Source organism: Rhodococcus sp. USK13 (genome assembly GCF_018343855.1).
Lineage (GTDB): Bacteria > Actinomycetota > Actinomycetes > Mycobacteriales > Mycobacteriaceae > Rhodococcus_F > Rhodococcus_F oxybenzonivorans.
Genome location: NZ_CP069242.1, coordinates 1,676,930 through 1,695,592 on the forward strand (window position 1 = coordinate 1,676,930; position 18,663 = coordinate 1,695,592).

20 protein-coding genes are annotated in these 18,663 nt (G+C 65.5%); 8 read left to right on the forward strand and 12 right to left on the reverse strand.

Annotated elements, in window-relative coordinates:
- Positions 1–117: 117 nt before the first annotated feature.
- The gene (locus tag JQT59_RS10565) at positions 118–741 is read left to right on the forward strand and encodes a lipocalin family protein (RefSeq protein WP_213576090.1); all 624 of its coding nucleotides are present in this window, start codon (positions 118–120) and stop codon (positions 739–741) included.
- Here the strand turns inward: JQT59_RS10565 and JQT59_RS10570 are convergent.
- Positions 720–2,207 carry an SDR family oxidoreductase gene (locus tag JQT59_RS10570; RefSeq protein WP_213576091.1) on the reverse strand — a complete coding sequence of 496 codons (1,488 nt, stop codon included), beginning with the start codon at positions 2,205–2,207 and terminating at the stop codon, positions 720–722. The two genes, JQT59_RS10565 and JQT59_RS10570, sit on opposite strands and share 22 nt — an antisense overlap.
- A gap of 57 nt (positions 2,208–2,264) precedes the next feature.
- Between JQT59_RS10570 and JQT59_RS10575 the strand changes: the two genes are divergently transcribed.
- Entirely contained in the window at positions 2,265–3,614 is a 1,350-nt protein-coding gene (locus JQT59_RS10575) for a TIGR01777 family oxidoreductase (RefSeq protein WP_213576092.1), read from the forward strand.
- On the opposite strand, the gene JQT59_RS10580 is transcribed toward JQT59_RS10575, so the two are convergent.
- Positions 3,598–3,966, reverse strand: a complete 369-nt coding sequence (locus tag JQT59_RS10580; RefSeq protein ID WP_109334021.1) for an MmcQ/YjbR family DNA-binding protein — start codon at positions 3,964–3,966, stop codon at positions 3,598–3,600. The genes JQT59_RS10575 and JQT59_RS10580 overlap by 17 nt on opposite strands.
- 141 nt (positions 3,967–4,107) lie before the next feature.
- Here JQT59_RS10580 and JQT59_RS10585 point away from each other — a divergent pair, with 141 nt between their 5' ends.
- On the forward strand, positions 4,108–4,551 hold the full coding sequence (locus tag JQT59_RS10585) for a carboxymuconolactone decarboxylase family protein (RefSeq protein ID WP_213576093.1): 444 nt from the start codon (positions 4,108–4,110) through the stop codon (positions 4,549–4,551).
- Between the two features lie 57 nt (positions 4,552–4,608).
- Here JQT59_RS10585 and aztD read toward each other — a convergent pair whose 3' ends face one another.
- The 4 genes from aztD to aztB all read right to left on the reverse strand — a co-directional run bounded on the left by aztD (position 4,609) and on the right by aztB (position 9,002).
- Positions 4,609–5,856, reverse strand: a complete 1,248-nt coding sequence (gene aztD, locus JQT59_RS10590) for a zinc metallochaperone AztD (protein WP_213576094.1) — start codon at positions 5,854–5,856, stop codon at positions 4,609–4,611.
- A gap of 66 nt (positions 5,857–5,922) precedes the next feature.
- On the reverse strand, positions 5,923–6,846 hold the full coding sequence (gene aztC / locus JQT59_RS10595) for a zinc ABC transporter substrate-binding protein AztC (RefSeq protein ID WP_213576095.1): 924 nt from the start codon (positions 6,844–6,846) through the stop codon (positions 5,923–5,925).
- A complete protein-coding gene (locus JQT59_RS10600; RefSeq protein WP_213576096.1) occupies positions 6,843–8,105 on the reverse strand; it encodes an ABC transporter in 1,263 nt (420 codons plus the stop codon). The genes aztC and JQT59_RS10600 overlap by 4 nt, the downstream gene beginning before the upstream one ends.
- 42 nt (positions 8,106–8,147) lie before the next feature.
- The gene (gene aztB, locus JQT59_RS10605) at positions 8,148–9,002 is read right to left on the reverse strand and encodes a zinc ABC transporter permease AztB (protein ID WP_213576097.1); all 855 of its coding nucleotides are present in this window, start codon (positions 9,000–9,002) and stop codon (positions 8,148–8,150) included.
- A 19-nt stretch (positions 9,003–9,021) separates the two neighbouring features.
- Here aztB and aztA point away from each other — a divergent pair, with 19 nt between their 5' ends.
- Complete coding sequence (gene aztA / locus JQT59_RS10610; RefSeq protein ID WP_213576098.1) at positions 9,022–9,687, forward strand: zinc ABC transporter ATP-binding protein AztA; 666 nt, start codon at positions 9,022–9,024, stop codon at positions 9,685–9,687.
- Here aztA and JQT59_RS10615 read toward each other — a convergent pair.
- The 3 genes from JQT59_RS10615 to JQT59_RS10625 form a co-directional block, all read right to left on the reverse strand.
- On the reverse strand, positions 9,684–10,085 hold the full coding sequence (locus JQT59_RS10615; protein WP_213576099.1) for a VOC family protein: 402 nt from the start codon (positions 10,083–10,085) through the stop codon (positions 9,684–9,686). The two genes, aztA and JQT59_RS10615, sit on opposite strands and share 4 nt — an antisense overlap.
- 38 nt (positions 10,086–10,123) lie before the next feature.
- Positions 10,124–10,600, reverse strand: coding sequence for a VOC family protein (locus JQT59_RS10620; protein ID WP_213576100.1), 477 nt, complete (start codon positions 10,598–10,600; stop codon positions 10,124–10,126).
- A gap of 88 nt (positions 10,601–10,688) precedes the next feature.
- Positions 10,689–11,966 (reverse strand): MFS transporter, encoded by a 1,278-nt coding sequence (locus JQT59_RS10625; RefSeq protein WP_213576101.1) that lies wholly within the window; start codon positions 11,964–11,966, stop codon positions 10,689–10,691.
- Positions 11,967–12,094: 128 nt separating this feature from the next.
- Here JQT59_RS10625 and JQT59_RS10630 point away from each other — a divergent pair, with 128 nt between their 5' ends.
- The 4 genes from JQT59_RS10630 to JQT59_RS10645 all read left to right on the forward strand — a co-directional run bounded on the left by JQT59_RS10630 (position 12,095) and on the right by JQT59_RS10645 (position 16,133).
- Positions 12,095–12,835, forward strand: a complete 741-nt coding sequence (locus JQT59_RS10630; protein ID WP_213576102.1) for an IclR family transcriptional regulator — start codon at positions 12,095–12,097, stop codon at positions 12,833–12,835.
- A 90-nt stretch (positions 12,836–12,925) separates the two neighbouring features.
- Positions 12,926–14,107, forward strand: coding sequence for a 4-hydroxybenzoate 3-monooxygenase (locus JQT59_RS10635; protein WP_213576103.1), 1,182 nt, complete (start codon positions 12,926–12,928; stop codon positions 14,105–14,107).
- Between the two features lie 128 nt (positions 14,108–14,235).
- Positions 14,236–15,042 (forward strand): SDR family oxidoreductase, encoded by an 807-nt coding sequence (locus JQT59_RS10640; protein WP_213576104.1) that lies wholly within the window; start codon positions 14,236–14,238, stop codon positions 15,040–15,042.
- The gene (locus tag JQT59_RS10645; protein ID WP_213576105.1) at positions 15,039–16,133 is read left to right on the forward strand and encodes an NAD(P)H-dependent amine dehydrogenase family protein; all 1,095 of its coding nucleotides are present in this window, start codon (positions 15,039–15,041) and stop codon (positions 16,131–16,133) included. The genes JQT59_RS10640 and JQT59_RS10645 overlap by 4 nt, the downstream gene beginning before the upstream one ends.
- Before the next feature lie 38 nt (positions 16,134–16,171).
- Here JQT59_RS10645 and JQT59_RS10650 read toward each other — a convergent pair whose 3' ends face one another.
- From JQT59_RS10650 to JQT59_RS10660, 3 genes are read right to left on the reverse strand one after another with little or no spacing between them, the layout of a single operon-like run.
- Positions 16,172–17,770 carry a solute symporter family protein gene (locus JQT59_RS10650; protein ID WP_213576106.1) on the reverse strand — a complete coding sequence of 533 codons (1,599 nt, stop codon included), beginning with the start codon at positions 17,768–17,770 and terminating at the stop codon, positions 16,172–16,174.
- A complete protein-coding gene (locus JQT59_RS10655) occupies positions 17,767–18,120 on the reverse strand; it encodes a DUF485 domain-containing protein (RefSeq protein ID WP_213576107.1) in 354 nt (117 codons plus the stop codon). Before JQT59_RS10655 ends, JQT59_RS10650 begins: the two co-directional genes overlap by 4 nt.
- A complete protein-coding gene (locus JQT59_RS10660; protein ID WP_213576108.1) occupies positions 18,117–18,596 on the reverse strand; it encodes a nuclear transport factor 2 family protein in 480 nt (159 codons plus the stop codon). The genes JQT59_RS10655 and JQT59_RS10660 overlap by 4 nt, the downstream gene beginning before the upstream one ends.
- Positions 18,597–18,663 lie beyond the last annotated feature (67 nt).

Consider the following 18,663-nt stretch of genomic DNA (forward strand, 5'->3'; position numbering starts at 1 on the left):
GTATCCAACCCATCCGGTGGCGAGGCGGCGTCGAATTCCTTCCGCAAGGGTGCCGCGCAGCCCTCTCTTCGGGGTGTGCGTGTCACCGCGAACTCGATCACCGGAAGAGGGCTCGACATGGGCGTTTCGACAAAGTGTGGATGTGCCGTCGGACTCGCGACCGCTGCCGCCGCTGTGTTGCTTGCAGCGGGCCCGGCGCAGGCAGAACCGATGGGGCAGGCGGAGTTTCCTGGGGCGCTGGCCCCTGTCGCCGGCCTCGACGTGGAGCGGTATGCCGGCACCTGGTACCAACTGGCAGCGGTACCGCAACCGTTCAACCTCGATTGCGCGCGCGACACCAGAGCCGTCTACGGAGTGCGCGATTCCACGAATGTGAGCGTGTCGAACTCCTGCACGACGTGGGCGGGAGGAACGAGCGGCATCGAAGGGAACGCGCGCGTCAACGATCCCGTCACCAACGCACAGTTGCACGTGAGTTTCCCCTCGGTACCGTTTCAGAGCGGACCCGACGGTCCTACCAACTATGTGGTGACCTACATCGCCGACGACTATTCGTGGGCACTGGTCGGCGATCCGGCGCGCACGTCTGGTTTCGTCCTGTCGCGGACTCCTGCGGTCGATGATTCCGGTTGGAAGCAGATCCGCCAGGTGGTGGAATCGCGGGGCTACAACTCCTGCCTGCTGCTGACCTCACCGACCACCGGAGGTCGAGACAACATTCAACCCCTCTGCACCGTGTGACCGAGGCGGGCGGCGGCGCCGGTGATGTTCTCCATCATTCCCCGGAAGATGATCCCGTGGAACGGAAGGATGGAGTACCAATACATCCGGCCCGCCAGCCCTTTCGGGAAGAAGATGGCGCGTTGTTCCAACCGTGACGAGTTCTGATCGACGGGGCGGACACGCCATTCGAGCCAGGCGCCGCCGGGAGCCCGCATCTCCGCGCGCAGCCGCAACAGCGAACCACGCTCGATATGCTCGACACGCCAGAAATCGAGTGGATCACCGGTATTGAGCTGCTTCGGATTTCTACGACCTCGGGTGAGCCCGACACCGCCGGCGATCCGGTCGAGCCAGCCACGTACCGACCATGCCAGCGGAAACGAGTACCATCCGTTTTCCCCGCCGATACTTTCGACGACGCTCCACAGGATGTGCGCATCCGCAGCGCACTCCTTGCTGCGCTCGTCGGTGTAGACCACCTCACCGGCCCAGTCGGGGTCGGAGGGGAGCGGATCAGATGGGGCACCCACGGGGGAGGCGCTTGCCCAGGTGGTCTCGACCTCACCGTTGTCGATGCGCCGCAACGCCAATCGAACGGCGTCACGGTACGACGTCAGCCCTGCCGCGGGTGGTGCGATCACGTCGTCGATGTCGTGCTCGCCGACGACGGCATCGTTGTGCAGTGATTCGATCAGTGCCCGGCCCAGCGAACGCGGTATGGGGGTGACCAGTCCTATCCACAAACCGGCGAGTTTCGGTGTGAGCACGGGCAGGACGAGAATTCTGCGTTGCCGCAGTCCGGCGATCTCCGCATAGATTTGCATCATCTCGCCGTACCGGATCACGTCGGGGCCGCCGATGTCGTAGGCGCGGCTGCGCGGTAACGGGGCCTCCGCTGCCGCGACGAGGTAGTGCAGGACGTCGCGGACGGCGATGGGCTGGATCTTGTTGTTCACCCACCGCGGCGTCGTCATCACGGGGAGTCTGTTGGTGAGGTGACGGATCATTTCGAAAGAGGCCGAACCGGATCCGATGACAACCCCGGCCTGTAGAACCATTGTGGGCACGCCGGACTCGGTGAGGATCTTCCCGACTTCCGTCCGAGAACGGAGGTGCGGAGACAGGTCCGCGGAATCGGGATGGAGCCCGCCCAGATAGACGATGCGTCCCACCCCGGCCGTGTGGGCGGCTCGAGCGACGTTCTCCGCGCTGACCCGTTCCGCCTTCTCGAACTCGTCCGGGCCGCCCATGGAGTGGACGAGGTAGTAGACGACATCCACGTCCGCGAAAGCGGCAGAAAGGGATTCGGGATCGCTCAGGTCGCCGCGAGCAATGTCGACGTCCGATGCCCACGGAACATCGGTCAGCTTCTCGGGGGAACGTGCCAGCACCCGCACCTGATATCCGGCTTCCAGCAGTCGGGGTGCGAGGCGTCCACCGATGTATCCCGTAGCACCCGTGACCAGTACGCGTAACTGTGTCATTCCCATACGCTACCCGTCATGAGTGCCGCCTCGCTCGATCAACGCTAGGGTCGAGTGATGGGCATCGTGCATTCGAGCGTGATCCGATCCGCGCGGGACGAGCTGTTCGCGTGGCATACGAGACCCGGGGCCTTCACTCGGTTGTCGCCGCCGTGGCAGCCGCTGTCGCTCGACGAGGAAGCGGAATCCCTGAAGGCGGGGCGGGCGGTGTTGCGCTTGCCGGGCGGCCTGCGGTGGACAGCCCGACACGACCCAGCGGGGTACGACCCGCCGCGGCAGTTCGTCGACTATTCGGCGGCGCTCCCGATGCGGCTGCTGGTGCCGTGGCGGCACACGCACACGTTCGAGGTCGTATCCGAACACGAGACCCGGATGACCGACCGCGTCGACACCGCCGTCCCGGGCCGCTTCCTGGCCTCGACGTTCCTCTACCGGCATCGTCAGGTCGCCGACGACATGGCCCGCCACCAGTGGGCGTCGACCCTGGCGCCGGGTTCCCGCACGATCGCGGTGACCGGTAGTTCGGGCTTGGTGGGTTCGGCCCTCACCGCGTTCCTCGCCACGGGAGGGCACCGGGTCGTCCGCTTGGTGCGCCGCACGCCGCGGACCCGGGACGAGCGGCGTTGGAACCCGGCCGCTCCGGCCGCCGATCTCCTCGCGGGCGTCGACGCGGTGATCCACCTCGCCGGCGCGTCCATTGCGGGCCGCTTCACCGACAGCCACCGCCGTGCCGTTAGGGACAGCCGCATCGAACCCACTCGGCGGCTGGCAGAGCTGATCGCCTCCACCGCCGACGGCCCCAAGGTCTTCGTCACTGCGTCGGCGATCGGCTACTACGGTCCGGACCGCGGCGACGAGCTCCTGCACGAAGACGACGAGCGTGGTGACGGCTTCCTCGCCGACACGGTGGCGGAGTGGGAAGGTGCAACCGCTTCAGCCTCCGATGCGGGCGCGCGGGTGGTGGCCGTGCGGACCGGTATCGTCCAATCTCCGAAAGGTGGTGTCCTGCGGCTACAGCGGCCACTCTTCGAAGTGGGACTCGGTGGCCGGCTCGGTGCCGGTACGCAATGGTTGTCGTGGATCGACCTCGACGACCTGGTGGACATCTACCACCGGGCCGTCGTCGACACGCGCTTGACCGGTCCGGTGAATGCCGTCGCGCCGAACCCCGTGCGCAACGAGGAGTACACGGCGGTACTTGCGTCGGTGCTGCACCGGCCAGCGTTCCTGCCGGTGCCCGACTTCGGACCCAAACTACTCCTGGGTGAGCAAGGGGCCCGAGAACTGGCCCTCGCGAATCAGCGAGTTGTCCCGGGACGGCTTCTCGCGCGCGAGCACCGGTTCCGGCGCCCCGATCTCGAAAGTGCACTGCGGCATCAGCTCGGGCGATTCACGACAGGGGAGTAGCACCCCGTTCCTTGTCGTACGCGGCGACGACGCGTTTGGGGGCGGTGAGGCGCCACGCCTCCTCGACCAGCTCCGCCAGTTCGGTCGACGTCACCGCCTCCAGAACCACGTCGATCCACCCCCAGCGCCCGAAGAACGGCGCCACGAGAAACACCTCGGGATCTTCCTGAACAAGGGCGGTCTGGGTTTCGAGGGTGGCTTTCAGACACACCGTGGGCGCGCCGTACCCGACCAGACCGAACATCTTGTTGCGCACCCGGAAGGTCGGCTGGTCACCCCAGTTGGCAACCACCACCTCGTGTGCCTCTGGCAGAGCCAGCATCATCGTGCGCACCTCGTGCTCGGTCGGCATCGCAGCTCCCACACTTCCTCGGGTTGTCGGGTTCCGTTATATCCGGCCGCACCGACATCGCTCAGGTGATGCGAGCACGGCAGGTGGGAGTTCGTAGAGTGACGGTGGTGACGATCGAGGCACCGGAACAGGAGTGAACCGATGACCGAAGCAGAACCGGCCGGCCCGACCGGTGGTGGTCGAAGTCCCGCAGTCGAGACGGGGCTGGCAGTGCGCCGCGAGGTGATGGGCGCCGATTTCGTCGAGCGGGCTCTCACCCGCACTGCCGGCACCGACAGCGAATCTCTGCAGGAATTCGTCAGCGAACACGTCTGGGGGGCTGTATGGAACCGGCCAGGGTTGGATCGGCGCAGCCGTAGCCTGCTCAACCTCGGCATGCTGATCGCACTGCGGGCGCACGGTGAGCTGAAAGGACATGTGCGCGGAGCTCTCCGGAACGGTCTGACGCGCACGGAGATCGTGGAGGCGGTCATTCACGCCAGCGCCTACTGCGGTGCCCCCGCCGGGTTGTCGGCGATGGCTGTGGTGCAGGAAGCCCTCGACGAGGAACTCGGTCCGCTCGCGGGCACAACCGACGCGTCGTGACGGTATCGGATTCGGACCCACTCCTCGCGGGTCCGAATCCGACACGCCTTCACTGCGTCAGCCGGTGACGCCGGTGATCTCGTTCGGCGTCTGCGGAAGATCGGCCGAATCGGACACGGTCCAGGACTCGAGGTCGACCGCGTGGATCCTATTCTTCGCCGGATCGGTCACGTAGGCCGTGCCGTCCTGCACGAACAGGGCGGGCCGAGGCGACTGCCACTGCTCCGGCTCGGTCCAGGGGTCGATCAGCGGCACCGTACGGGTCACCGTCTTGGCCGCGGGATCGATCACGTGCAGTGCGCCGTCGGTACCCAGGACGAGCGCTTCACCGTGCACACCGCGGCCGAGGGAACGGAACGTGTAGCTGGTGCCGAGGTCGACGAGCGTCAGCTGTCCGGTGGTGGTGTCGGTCAGGCTGACCCGCTGAGGACGCTCGAGCTCGGCGTCCGGGTCGGTCTTGTAGTCGCCCAGGATGATCGGGGAATTCTCGTCCCCGGCCTGGTTGCCGATGCGTCCGTACGGATCGGGACTGGTCACCTTGGTGATGACGCCGTCACGGTAGATCAGCAGGCCGTTCTGGCAACCGACAACCACGGTTTCGTCCGCCGCCACGGCTTCGCCGTGTACGCCGGGGCACTCCTCGTTGCGCGCAATCTCCTTGCGGTCGCGGTCGAGTACGACGATGCCGGTCCGCTCGTCTTCGTTGCCCACCGTGGTGAGCATGCTGCCGTCCGACAGTTCGACCGCCACACCATGGTGCGCTTCCGGTGTCGTGTAGTCGGTGGTCTCGGGCAGGCCATCGGCGAGCTTTGTCGGGTCGAAGACGCGCACCAGGCCGGTTCCGTCGTCGAACAGCACCGTTTTGCCGTCGTGCCGGACCACGTGCCCGGGCGTCGTCGCGTCGAACGAGATGTCCGTGACAGCCGGATCGCTGACGAAATGGCTGTCGCCGTCTGTCCAGGTTCCGGTGTCGAGCGCGGTGAAACTGCTGCCCGTGCTGATCAGTACATGCCGGCCGTCACCCGCCGGATTGAGGCGGTTGAACCCATCCATCTCGGCGGTTCCGACGACATCGAGTGTCTTCGCGTCGAGCACGAGAACACCTCCGTCGTAGCTCAACGCGAGGCGGGGCGTCGCCGAATCGGTGCGCGTTGCGTTGTCGGTGGCAGCGTCTGCCGAGTCGGTGCGCGTTGCGTTGTCGGTGGCAGCGTCTGCCGAGTCGGAAGAGCAGGAGGTCAAGAGCGCAGCCGAGAGTCCTAGAGCAACGACGGCCGCGGGCAGGGGAGATCTACGCAAAAGAGTCACCCATGAGAAGTACTCCTTATCGCAAATGATTGTCAAAGCCATGAATGTGCATGTGGCGATGTGTCACTACGCCAGGCTCCGGCTGATCGTCATGGAATTGGAGTCCATCATCTGGATGTAGGTCCCGGCGTCCGACCCCACGTCCCCGAGTGACTCGGTGAACAGGGAAACGACGGCGACGGGCAACCTCGCCTCCGAAGCCAGCACTTCGGCGAGCCGATTCGGTTGTGACGAATCCACGAAGATTGCCGGTGCCTTCGCGGAAGTGATGGTGGCGGCGAGTTGCGACAGGTCAGAAGCGCTGGGTGACGCCAGCGTCGTCCCACTCGGAATGACGGCGCCGACCACCTCGAAATCGAATCGCTCTGCGAGATAGCCGAATACATGGTGGTTGGTGACCAGTGCGCGGCGCTCTTCCGGAATGCCTGCGAACCGAGACGTCATCCGCTCGGTCAGCTCCTCGAGTTGACCCGAGTAGTCATCGGATCGATCTCGAATCACCTGTGCGTCCACACCGGTCACGTGCTCGATGACCGCGTCGCGAACAAGGGCGACAGCTTCGCGCATGCGGTCCGGATCGGTCCAGATATGTGGGTCCGGTAAGCCCGAGGACTGCCCGGTGCCGTACTCGATGGGCCGCACACGCTCACCGACCTCGAGAATCGGGATCGACTCGGCCCGGGCAGCTTCTACAGTGCTTCCCAGTCCCTCTTCGAGTCCGAGTCCGTTGGATACGACGAGATCGGCGCTGTCCACCCGTGCGGCTTCCGGCGCCGAGATCTCGAACGAGTGTGGGTCGGCATTCCTCGGCATCAGCACCATGACGTCGGCCTGATCCCCGACGACGTTCTCTACCACGTCGCCCAGAATGTTCGTCGTCACCACCACCAACGGGCCATCGGAGGCGGAGGAGGTACACGCGGTGACGGCCGAGGCGGTGAGCGCGAGCAGAAGACCGAGCGGCACCAGGCGCCGCAACGTCGCCGTCATGAACCCACGACGCTGACCGAGGAGGCGGAAATCCCGACATCAAGCCTGCGTGCTATTCGTGCGTTGTCTCGATAGTCGATCTCTATCACGGCTTTCGCTTCCGGGTCGGTGACGTAGGCGCGATTGCCGCCGACGGTGATCGTTGTGGACTCGTGCAGCTTGTCGCCGGTCAGGGCCGGGGCGGATGCCGTCTCCGCCCCGGACGCTGCGTCGAACACCCGGAAGGTGCCGTCGGCGAGGACGGCGAAGAGCGAGCGGCCGTCGCCGGACAGGTTCACGTCGAGCGCCGCGGTCGGCGTCCGAACGTGGGTCCAGTGGTGGGTCAGTGGATCGAGGAGCAGCACACCGTCATTGGCGGTAGGTGATCCCGCTGTCGCGGCCAGGAGGGGCGTTCCGTCGGTCCCCCGGAACGCGGTGGGGCGGGTGCTCGGTCCGATGCCTTCCGGGTACGGAATCTTCTCCGCCGTCCACTGTCCGCCGGTGACGCGTGCGAGGAAGACTCCGTCGTCACACGCCGCGAGCGCGTAGGAGTCGAAGACGGCGTGTCCGTTCGCCGCCGGGCACGCGACGTCGAATACCGTCTCCACCCGGCCGTCCGCGTTGCGGAGCTCGAACGAAGCCGGTGCGAAAGCCCCTGCGCCGGTGCCCGATCGAGAGACGAGGTAGCGATCGGCGACGGGTATCACCATTCCGGCGTGCGCAGATGCGGACGGCACGACCTCGCCGACCTCGGCGCTGTCCTTGCGCAGCTGCGCGAAGTCGATCACGTCGGCGCGGCCGTCGGCATCGAAGAATGTGGCGACCTTGTCGTCACCGATCACGACGGCTCCCGGCTGTTCGCCGGTCAGCTTGCCGATCTCGATGGGGGCCTTGGTGTAGGAGTGGTTGTGGTCGCCGTGGTCGATGGTCCATGATCCGGCGTCGACCACATGCACGGTGCCGCCCGATGCATCGACTGCGAACGCGTAGCGGTCCTTGACTGTGGTGAGGACCGTCGGATGGTCGAATTGGAACGAATGGACCTTATCCGCGGTCGTGAGATCGAGGACGTCGACACGGCCGGACAGCGCGTCCGCGACGACCAGTCGTGGCTCGGGCCCTTCTACCTCGGTGGCTCCTGCTTCGGCCGCGAGGTCGCTGCCCGGCCTGGTCTGGCCGGTGGGCGCGGTCTCGCCCGTCGCGTCCGAGCCGCACCCGGTCAATACCAGCGCGGTGATCGACGTGGCGATCACCGCGCGCACCAGTGTCGTGTTCTGCACTATGCACTCCATCTATTAATAACGATAATCATTACTGATAGGCTAGCCAATCGGCACAGGCGCGGGCGAACTCGCTGCACGAAGGCGCATCACTGCAGTTCGGATGAGTACGGCGACGAAGAACTGCAGCACGGCCAGTCCGGCAATGGTGGAGCCCGCGGCGGTGTCGGCATTCCACGACACGATCAGTCCGAGGACTGTGGCCGACCATCCGAGCAGCACGGCCAGACCCATGGTTGCGACAAGCGAGCGGCCGAAGAGTGCCGCGGTGGCGGACGGCGCAACCAGGAGTCCAAAGACGAGCAATGTTCCGACGATGCGGAACGACGCTACGACGGCGAGGACTACCAGGGCGAGCAGCGCCAGGTGCGCCAACCGCGGGCGCAGTCCCAGTGTGTGTGCTTTGCGTTCGTCGAAGACCAGGGCAACGAACGGCCGATAGGCCACCACGGAAATCAGGGCTGCGACGACAACGGCTGCGGTGAGCCAGATCAGGTCGTTCCACGTTGCCGACAGCACATCCCCGAACAGGAACGCCGTGAGATCGACCGCGAACGATCGTGCCCGTGAGACGATGACCACACCGAGTGCGAGCATGCCGACGAACAGCAGACCGATGCCCGTGTCCTCGGACAGCCGGGAATTCTTCGACACCCACGAAACGCCGAGGATCATCACCACCGCGCTCGCGGCTGCGCCGAGGACGAGGTTGGCGCTCGCGAGGTATGCGACCGCCACGCCGGGCAACATCCCGTGGGAGATGGCCTCACTCATGAACGCCATTCCGCGTACCACCACCCAGGTGCCCACCAACCCGCACAGAACGGAGACCAGCATCCCGGCGAACAGCGCCCGGCGAACGAAAGACACCATGAACGGATCGAGTAGCCACTGCATGGTGCTAACCTAAGCGATAATGATTGTCGTAAGCGAACTCACCGTGCGATACGGGACCGCCGTGGCGCTGAACCGTGTCAGCGCATCCTTCACCGAGCGGACGGTTACCGCGCTCATAGGGCACAACGGGTCCGGCAAGTCGACGCTGCTCCACGCACTCGCCGGCATCCTGCGCCCCACGTCCGGAAGCATCGACGGCCTTCGCGGGCGGCGCGTCGCCTACGTGCCACAACGCACGGCGGTCGGGGACAACCTGCCCCTCACGGTGCGCGAGCTCGTCGGCATGGGCGCGTGGCAGCGGCGCGGTCTGTTTCGCCGCCTCACCCCCGACGACCGCGAAGCTGTGGAGGCCGCGTTGACGCGGCTCGGCATCACGGATATCGCTGCGCGGCAAGTAGGTGCGCTGTCGGGCGGTCAACGGCAACGCGCGTTGCTCGCTCAGGCGCTCGTGCAACGCGGTGACCTACTGCTCCTCGACGAGCCGACCACCGGACTCGATGCGCAGGCCCGCGCCGTGATCAACGACGTGATCGACGAAGAAGCCGCACGAGGTGCCATCGTCGTGGTGGCCACCCACGAACTGCTCGATGCCGAGCGCGCCGGTCGCACGCTGACGTTGACGGCCGGGTCTCTTCAGGTGCCGACGGACGCCACTGTGTCCGGGAAGTTCTCTGTGTCTGCCTAGTTTTCTCGTGGAAGCTCGACGAGTACGAGGCGGTTGCCGTCGGGATCGCGGAAATAGAACATGGGCGGTACGTAGTCGCCGAGGCGCATGACCTCCGCGTCCACATCGACACCGTGCGCCGCGAGAGTCGCATGATCGGCGTCGGCGTCCGCCGTGGACAGCCGAATGCCGGTCTCGACGCCGGCCGGTGCGCCCTCACGTTCCGGAACCAGGGCAATGGAGGTGACTGATCCTGGGGGTGCCACCTCGACCCAGCGCTGCCCCTCGTCGAACTCGGCATCCATGCGGCGTTCGAAACCGAGTGTGCTGACGTAGAATTCGAGGGCCCTGTCCTGATCGGTGACAGGCACGGCCACCGTATGCACCCCGTTGATGTGTGTCTTGCGCTGTGCGGTCACGGCGTCATCCCCTTCTCGTCACCTCTTCTCGCCGGAGCTCACGGCTGCGCGAACGCCTTCTCGAGTGCGGCGATGTCCAACTTGCGCATCTGGAGCATCGCCTGGACTGCGCGCTGGGCCGCGGCGGTGTCGGGGTCGCTCATCAACTCGTACAGGCGATCGGGGACCACCTGCCAGGAGACTCCGAAGCGGTCCTTCACCCACCCGCACTGGCTTTCCTCGCCACCGTCTGACGTGAAAGCCGCCCAGTATCGGTCTACCTCTTCCTGATCCTTACACCTCACTTCGAACGAGATGGCTTCGCTGAACGTGAATTGCGGGCCGCCGTTGAGTGCGGTGAACGGCTGCCCGTTGATGTCGAAGGACACCGTCATCACCTTGCCCTCGGGGCCGGGTGTGCCGGGCGCGTAATAGGTCACGTCGGTGATTCGCGAGTTCGGGAAGAGGGAGGTGTAGAACTTTGCTGCCTCTTCACCGCGGTCGTCGAACCAGAGGCAAGGGGTGATGGGTTTCATGGCGTGGTCCTCTCGGGTGATTTCGATCAATCCTCACCGATATGGACCACGCACATGCCCGAAACTCATCGCCCGGCGGCCACGAATCTCAGCGGACCGTCCGAGTCGTAGCCACAGCAATCGCACCGAGCAACCCCACCAGGGCAAACGCATAGAAGCCCCACGGGACGGCGTAACCGGCTCCCAGCATCACCCCACCGAGAATGGGCCCGCAGATCGCGCCGACGCGGCCCACGCCTGCAGACCAGCCCAGCGCGGTCGCACGGATCTGCGGCGGATGGTTCGCCGACGTGAATGCGTAGACCAGCACCTGCGCACTGAACACGAAGCACCCGGCGAGAAACACCAGCACGTAAATCCCGAAGGACACCTTGACGCTGAGCAACGCCAGGAACACCGCGGCGCCGGCGAACCAGATGATCGCCGCAGGACGCGGGCCGATCCTGTTGGCCACGCCGCCAGCGATCAGAAGTCCGACCACTGCGCCGGCGTTCAGGATGAGCAGGAAGGTGAGCGATGCCCCGAGGTTGTATCCGGCTTCGCGCATGATGGTCGGCAACCAGGTGTTGAGTCCATAGACGAGCAGCAGCCCCATGAAGGACGTGACCCAGATAGCGATGCTGTTGCGCAGGAACGGACGTGAGAACAGGGCGCGCACCGGATTGGCGGCGGACGCGACGGGTGCGTCAGCGGCCGGCGCGGGTTCCAGTTCCAGTCCGTACTGCTTCGCGATGGCCTCGGCCTCGGACCGCTTGCCCTGGGCGAGGAGGTACGACGGCGATTCGGGGAGGTAACGCAACATCAGGGGAATCAGCACGATCGCGGGCAGCGCACCTGCAACGAACATCGACCGCCAGCCGAATGGCTCGATCAGCACGATGGCCAGCGCGGCCGTCGCGACCGCACCCACGTGATACCCGGTCATCAGCAGGGTCGAGGCCGAACCGCCGCCTTGCTTCTTCGAGAATTCGTTGACCAGAGCCAGCGCCGTCGGGAGTGCGCCACCGAGTCCCACACCGGCGAGGAATCGGAACAGTCCGAAGAAGAACGGGTTGGGCGCTACCGCGCACAGCAGCGTCAGGATCGAGAAGGCCGCGACCGCGTACAGCAGCGCGCGCCTGCGGCCGATCACGTCGGTGAGCGTGCCGATGACGAGCGCCCCAATCGTCATGCCTACCAGGCCGAATGTCGAGATGAACGTGATCGTGCCTGTCGACAGACTCCAGTCGGCGTCGTCCCGAAGGGAGGGGATCACGGCGCCGAGCACCACGAGATCGAACCCGTCGAGTAGCACCGCCACCCAGCAGAGGGGTGCGACCCAGAGGGTAGTGGAGGAGCGCATCGCGCTCCGTTCGGAAGTGGTCATCAGATCCTCGGCTTCAGCAGTGTTCGTTAGTTGAACACAAGTTCATATTGCGTACCGATTGTGGGGTGAGTCATAGATCCGTGTCAAACGGCGTCGGTTCGCCGCACCACACCCGGAATACTGGCGGCATGGCCGGAGCCGACGAACGCAGCATGCTGCGCCGGGCATTTCTCGTTCTCGGGGCATTCACGTCGGAACGGCCGCGTCTGTCCCAGTCGGAGTTGAGCAGGCGTACCGGCCTGCCCCTGCCCACAGTGCATCGGCTGTGCAGGCAGTTGGTGGAACACGGCGCGCTCGAGCGGGCCGACGACGGAACCTACGAAATCGGGGTTCGGCTGTGGGAATTGGGGGCTCTCGCACCCCGGGCTCACGGGCTGCGGCAGGTGGCGCTGCCGTATCTCGAGGACCTCTACGAGGCCACCCGCGAAAACGTCCAGCTGGTGGTCCGGGAGGGACTCGAAGCGCTGTACATCGAGCGACTGTCCGCGCGGGGTGCCGTGACCGTGGTCGGGCGTGCCGGGGGACGGCTGCCGCTGCACGCGTCGAGTGGTGGTCTGGTTCTGTTGGCATTCGGCGGCGGCGAGCTGCTCGACGCCGTGCTCGCAGCCGGCCTCGAGCGCTTCACCCCGGCGACCATCACCACCGAGCACCGGCTTCGGAGCACCCTCGACGACATTCGCCGAACCGGATGGGTCACCTGCCGTGAGCATCTCAATGTCGGGACACTGGCCGTGGCTGCGCCGGTGTCGCGGTCGACGGGCGAGGTCGTGGCCGCCGTGTCGGTCGTGGTGCCTGCGGAGAAGGATCCGGCACCACTGATTCCGGCCGTGCGGGCGGCGGCACGAGGCATTTCCCGCGGCGTCGCCTAGTCGTCTTTCACTCAGTGAAAGTGGGGGTGTCGGGAGTGCGGTTCGGGCGCAACAGTGCCTGGTGTCACGAACTACGCGAGGAGTCTGCGCATGAACACACAGGTCGGGATCGTCGGCGGAGGCCCCGCAGGACTGATGCTGTCCCACCTTCTGCACCTGCAGGGCATCGAGTCGGTGGTACTCGAAACCCGCACCCGCGAGGAGGTCGAGGGCACGATCCGCGCCGGTGTGCTCGAGCAGAACACGGTGGATCTGATGGTCGACACCGGGCTCGGCGACCGCATCAAGCGCGAGGGGCACACCCATCAGGGCATCGAACTGCGGTTCGGCGGCAGGGGACACCGCATCGCGTTCGACGAACTCACCGGCGGCCGCGCGGTGACGGTGTACCCGCAGCACGAGGTGCTGAAGGACCTCATCGCGCGGAGGCTCGAGGACGGCGGTGACCTCCGCTTCGGCGTATCGGACGTGCACGTGCACGACCACACGTCCGAAGCGCCCAAGATCACCTATCGCGATGCCGACGGCAACGAACAGACCCTCACGTGCGCCCTCGTCGGCGGATGCGACGGGTCGCGGACCAGCACCCGCGCCCTGATCCCGGCGACCACCGTGCGGACGGACCACTTCCGTCAGTACCCGTTCGCCTGGTTCGGCATCCTCGCCGAGGCCCCGCCGTCGTCGGAAGAGCTGATCTACGCCAACCACCCGCGCGGCTTCGCGCTGATCAGCACCCGCACCCCGCAGGTGCAGCGGCACTACCTGCAGGTGGACCCCGACGATTCGGTGGACAACTGGTCCGACGACCGTATCTGGTCCGAACTGCACGCCCGCGTCGACGGCGAGGGCGCAGAAATCAAGGACGGCAAGATCTTTCAGAAATCGATTCTGCAGTTCCGCAGCTTCGTGTGCGAGCCCATGCAGCACGGCAACCTCTTCCTGGCCGGCGACGCCGCCCACACCGTGCCGCCCACCGGCGCGAAGGGCATGAACCTCGCGATCGCCGACGTCTACTTCCTGTCCAAGGCGATGTCCGAGTACTTCACCACCCGCAGTCGGGCCGGGCTCGACAGCTACACCGACACGGTGATGCCGCGCGTCTGGCGCACCCAGCACTTCTCCTGGTGGATGTCCTCGATGCTGCACCGGCTCCCCGACGACACCGGATTCGGCCACAAGCGGCAGATCGCCGAACTCGACATGGTCACCCGGTCCGTCGCCGGACGCACCCTCATCGCCGAGAACTATGTGGGCACCCCGCTCGAGCTGTGAGTACTTATTAACCGCGGGCGGTTGATAAGTACTCACAGGCGGCGGAGCCGCTTCTGTCGGGAAACGACTGCACTCACAAACTAGAACCTGTTACATTCGCCGAAGGGGGAACGACAACAGGAGCCGCCATGATCCTCGATCGGTTCAGAGTGGACGGCCGGGTCGCCGTCGTCACGGGCGCGGGCCGCGGTATCGGCGCGGCCACCGCGGTGGGGCTTGCGGAGGCGGGCGCTCACGTCGTCATCTCCGCCCGCCATGCCGATCAGCTGCAGAAGGTGGCGGCGCAGGTCGAGGAGGCCGGGCGACGCGCGTTGGTCGTGCCCGCCGATCTCATGGATCTCCAAGCCGTCGCCGCCCTCGCGGCCGCCGCGCAGGAAGAGTTCGGAAGGCTCGACATCGTCGTCAACAATGTCGGCGGCACCATCCCCAACGCCCTTCTCGACACCGACTCGGACTATCTCGAGGAGGCGTTCCATTTCAATGTGAGCACCGCACATGCACTGGTACGGGCGGCGGTACCGCACATGCTCGCGCACGACGGCGGGTCGGTGGTGAACATTTCGTCGGTGATGGGAAGGCTGTCCGGCCGCGGTTATCTGGCCTACGGAACGGCGAAAGCCGCATTGGCGCACTACACCCGGCTGGCGGCGCGCGATCTGAGCCCGAGCATCCGCGTCAATGCCATCGCCGTGGGGTCGGTATTGACGTCGGCGCTTGAATTCGTCGCCTCCGACGAGGCGGTGAAAGCGTCGATGGAAAGTGTCACCCCGCTCGGTCGGATAGGCGACCCCGAAGACATCGCGGCGGCCGTGCTCTACCTGTCCTCGAAGGCGGGTTCGTACATCACCGGCAAGGTACTCGAGGTCGACGGAGGCCTCGACCAGCCGAACCTCGACCTCGGCCTTCCTGATCTGAAACTCGGAGAGAAGTCATGAGCTACCGCGTCGTCGAATGGTCCACCGGCACAGTCGGGCGACATGCCATCGCAGGGATCGAAGCCCGCGACGACCTCGAACTGGTCGGTATCTGGGTGTCGAATCCGGACAAGGTCGGGAAGGACGCCGGTGAACTGGCCGGCCTCGACCGTGAACTCGGGGTGAGGGCCACCGACGACAAGGCGGCCCTGCTCGCGTTGAAACCGGATTGCATCGTGCATACCGCGATGACGGACGACCGCATCTTCGAGGCCGTCGAGGAGCTGATCTCCTTTCTCGAAGCGGGCGTCAACGTCGTGTCGTCGGGTCCGGTGCTGCTGCAATATCCGATCGGCGTCGTCCCGGCCGACCTCGTCGACCGCATCCGCCGTGCCGGCGAGCAGGGTGGCGCCAGTCTGCACGTCAACGGCATCGACCCAGGGTTCGCCAATGATGTTCTGCCGCTCGCTATGACAAGTTTGTCGCAGCGCATCGACGAGGTCCGCTGTTACGAGATCGCCGACTACTCCACGTACTACCAGCCCGTGGTGATGCGTGACATCTTCGGATTCGGGAAACCTCTCGACGAGACGCCGATGCTGTTTCAGCCCGGAGTGCTGTCGCTGGCGTGGGGAAGCGTCGTCCGCCAGATCGCGGCAGGCCTCGACATCACACTCGACGAGCCGCTGGTGGAGAAGGTCGCACGGATTCCGGCTGAAAGCGACCTCGATGTCGTGTCCTGTCACATCCCCGCGGGCACCACGGCTGCCGTGCGGTTCGAGGTCATCGGCACTGTCGACGGCGTACCGCGCGTGGTACTCGAGCACATCACCCGGACACATCCGGATCAGATGCCCGAGTGGCCGAAGCCGAACCGCGGTGATGGCTGCTACCGCATCGACATCACGGGTGAGCCCATGATGTCCGTCGAGTTCAACCACAACGGCGAAAACGGTGACCACAACGTGTCGGGCATGATCGTCACCGCGATGCGACTGGTGAACTCGGTGCACGCCGTCGTCGAGGCCGAACCCGGACTCGTCACTGCACTGGATCTGCCACTCATCACCGGTCGTGGGTTGTGCGCTCCGCGCCCCGTGAGTACTTATTAACATCGGGCGGTTAAGAAGTACTCACGGGGGCGAAGCTCTCAGTGCGCCTCGGCGAGTTCCGCTCCGATGCCGGTCTCGGCCCGCACCAGCATTTCGGCGAACTTTTCGTCTCGGTCGGACTTGATGCCGTTCCGCCGTTCCGCGACGAGCGAGCCGATCACTGCTGCAGCCAGACCCAGAGGCATCGTGATGATGACGGGCAATTGGATGGTGAGCGGTGCCGGTCCGCTACCTAACCAGAGCGCCTCTGTGAACATCAGGCTGATTACGGTCGACGCCAGCCCCACCGAGATTCCCCACACGGCTCCTGTGCTGTTGAACCGTCGCCAGTTGAGACTGAGGAGCAGGCTGGGCAGGTGAGCGCTTCCCGCCACCATGAACGCCATTCCCATGAAATAGGTGATATTCGTGCTGTCGCCAATTGCCATGGTCAGCCCGATGGCGATGATGCTGAACGCAACCGCCGCATATCGGGCGATCTTCGCTTCCCGGATGTCCGTGGATTCCGTGTCGGCGATCTTCGTGCGGGTGACGGTGGGCCAGACATCGTGGGCGAAAGTGCCCGCCGCCGAGATCACCACACCGGCGACCACGGCGACGATGCTGGCGAATGCCACGGCCGCCACCATGGCCAAGGCGATGGATCCGCCTACCGTGCCGACGCCACCGCCGAGTTCGGTGACCAGCGTGGGTGCCGCAAGGTTGCCTCCGGCACCGACGCGATCTGCTCCGTCGGGTCCGAGAAGTGCAGCGGTGCCGAATCCCATGACGATGACGATCAGGTAGAAGGCGCTGCACAGCGCGACAGTCCAGCCGAGAGACTTCCGTGCCGTCGCGGCCTCCGGGACCGTGAAGAAGCGAATGAGGATGTGCGCCATGCCCGCGGTGCCGAGGGCGAAAGCCAGTGAGTACGAGATGAGATTGATTGCGCCGGTCTGTCCGAAGATGAGTCCGGGCGTCAGGATCGCATCTCCTGCGGCGGCGTTGTCGGTGGCGTCGGACAAGACGGAGGGGAGACTGAACCCGAACTTCGCCAGAATTCCCAAGCAGACGATGACGGCCAGGACGGACAGGATGGACGACTTGATCACCTGGACCCAGGTGGTGGCAAGCATGCCGCCGACGAAGACGTAGATGCCCATCAAACTTCCGGCGACGACGACGGAGAGCCCGAAGGGAATGCCCGATACCGATTCGAGGAGGACGCCCGCCGCGACGAGCTGGGCCAGCAGCACGAATGTGCCGGTGACGATAGTGCTGAGTGCGACCACCACCCGGACCTGCCGGGCACCTGTCCGGAACACGAGAACGTCAGCAAGGGTGTACTTTCCGACGTTGCGCATCTTCTCGGCGAGGAGGAACAGCACCGGCAGGAAGGAGACGACGGAGGTGCACAGGATCACCGCCCCGTCGACGCCCTTGTAGAAGATCAGTCCGGTGGTACCCAGGAAGCTACCCGCCGAGATGAACTCGCCGGCAATCGCGAAACCGTTCTGCCAGCCGGTGATCGAGCGGCCGGCGGCGAAGAAGCCGGTGGCGCTGCGACTGCGCCGGGACGCGGCAAAGGTGACCCAGAGGGTCAGGGAGATGACCGCAGAGCAAATGGCAATGGCAAGGTAATCGGCTTCGCCCGTCATGCGGCACGCTCCTGTTGGCGTAGTTCGATGGCCAGTACGGCCGCATCGGCGGCCGGCTGAATGTAGGTCCGGGATAGCCGGAAGTAGGCGTACACCAGAAGCCAGGTGCCGGCGAACTGGGAGAACACCACCCACAGTGAGAGCGGTATGCCTAAAAGTGCAGTCCCGCCGAGGACTTCGGGGAAGAAGGCGAACCCGACGAGGAAGCCGGTGAACAATCCGACCGCAACGACACCGAGGCTTGCCGTCACGGCGCGGCGACGTCGTCGCAGTTCGACGAACTCCGGGAGTGCCAGGATCGGTGACCAGATCGCGGCGCCGGATTCGGTGAGGGAGGCGTCGGTGGTCATGCGTGCACCGCCGCACGGCGCGCGGAGTCGAGCGCGAACCGATTCTCGTCCCAGCCGTCGGTCAGCGGCCCGAAGTAGTGGAAGCGGACCTGCTTGCGACGGTACAGCCAGCGGTCGCCGACGCGGACCACCTCGTCGGTGTATCGGCCCGCCGCGATCGACGACGTGCCACCCGACACGCACGGCTGCCACAGAAACGAGCGCACGACCGCGCGATCCCCGTCCAGGTCGATCTCGAGGTTGGTGATGAAGTGCCAGAACGCCGTGAGGCCACCGGCGGCGAGCCCGGAGAAGAACTCCTTCATCTCGGCCTTACCGCGGGGGTTCGACAAGCCGTCGAACTCCCCGTCGTCGGTGAACAAGTCCATCAGAGCGTCCCAGTCTCCGTCGTCGAGTAGACGGCAGTACTGCGCGTCGAGTGTCCGGATGGACTCGAGGTCTTCCAGTCGGCGGATTCGTTCTTCGAGGGTGCTCAAGGCGGCGTACCTCCACGGTGCAGAGCGGATGAGACGATACGGTCATTAACGACCGTTCATGTGATGG

What these genes read in the sequence shown, in the direction of transcription:
- JQT59_RS10650 (WP_213576106.1), bottom strand. Translation starts at nt 17,770, where the DNA reads ATGACGGGCGAAGCCGATTACCTTGCCATTGCCATTTGCTCTGCGGTC.
- aztB (WP_213576097.1), bottom strand. Translation starts at nt 9,002, where the DNA reads ATGCAGTGGCTACTCGATCCGTTCATGGTGTCTTTCGTTCGCCGGGCG.
- JQT59_RS10580 (WP_109334021.1), bottom strand. Translation starts at nt 3,966, where the DNA reads ATGCCGACCGAGCACGAGGTGCGCACGATGATGCTGGCTCTGCCAGAG.
- JQT59_RS10635 (WP_213576103.1), top strand. Translation starts at nt 12,926, where the DNA reads ATGAACACACAGGTCGGGATCGTCGGCGGAGGCCCCGCAGGACTGATG.
- JQT59_RS10585 (WP_213576093.1), top strand. Translation starts at nt 4,108, where the DNA reads ATGACCGAAGCAGAACCGGCCGGCCCGACCGGTGGTGGTCGAAGTCCC.
- JQT59_RS10625 (WP_213576101.1), bottom strand. Translation starts at nt 11,966, where the DNA reads ATGACCACTTCCGAACGGAGCGCGATGCGCTCCTCCACTACCCTCTGG.
- JQT59_RS10630 (WP_213576102.1), top strand. Translation starts at nt 12,095, where the DNA reads ATGGCCGGAGCCGACGAACGCAGCATGCTGCGCCGGGCATTTCTCGTT.
- JQT59_RS10620 (WP_213576100.1), bottom strand. Translation starts at nt 10,600, where the DNA reads ATGAAACCCATCACCCCTTGCCTCTGGTTCGACGACCGCGGTGAAGAG.
- JQT59_RS10575 (WP_213576092.1), top strand. Translation starts at nt 2,265, where the DNA reads ATGGGCATCGTGCATTCGAGCGTGATCCGATCCGCGCGGGACGAGCTG.
- JQT59_RS10570 (WP_213576091.1), bottom strand. Translation starts at nt 2,207, where the DNA reads ATGACACAGTTACGCGTACTGGTCACGGGTGCTACGGGATACATCGGT.
- JQT59_RS10565 (WP_213576090.1), top strand. Translation starts at nt 118, where the DNA reads ATGGGCGTTTCGACAAAGTGTGGATGTGCCGTCGGACTCGCGACCGCT.
- aztC (WP_213576095.1), bottom strand. Translation starts at nt 6,846, where the DNA reads ATGACGGCGACGTTGCGGCGCCTGGTGCCGCTCGGTCTTCTGCTCGCG.
- JQT59_RS10640 (WP_213576104.1), top strand. Translation starts at nt 14,236, where the DNA reads ATGATCCTCGATCGGTTCAGAGTGGACGGCCGGGTCGCCGTCGTCACG.
- aztA (WP_213576098.1), top strand. Translation starts at nt 9,022, where the DNA reads ATGATTGTCGTAAGCGAACTCACCGTGCGATACGGGACCGCCGTGGCG.
- JQT59_RS10655 (WP_213576107.1), bottom strand. Translation starts at nt 18,120, where the DNA reads ATGACCACCGACGCCTCCCTCACCGAATCCGGCGCCGCGATCTGGTCA.
- JQT59_RS10645 (WP_213576105.1), top strand. Translation starts at nt 15,039, where the DNA reads ATGAGCTACCGCGTCGTCGAATGGTCCACCGGCACAGTCGGGCGACAT.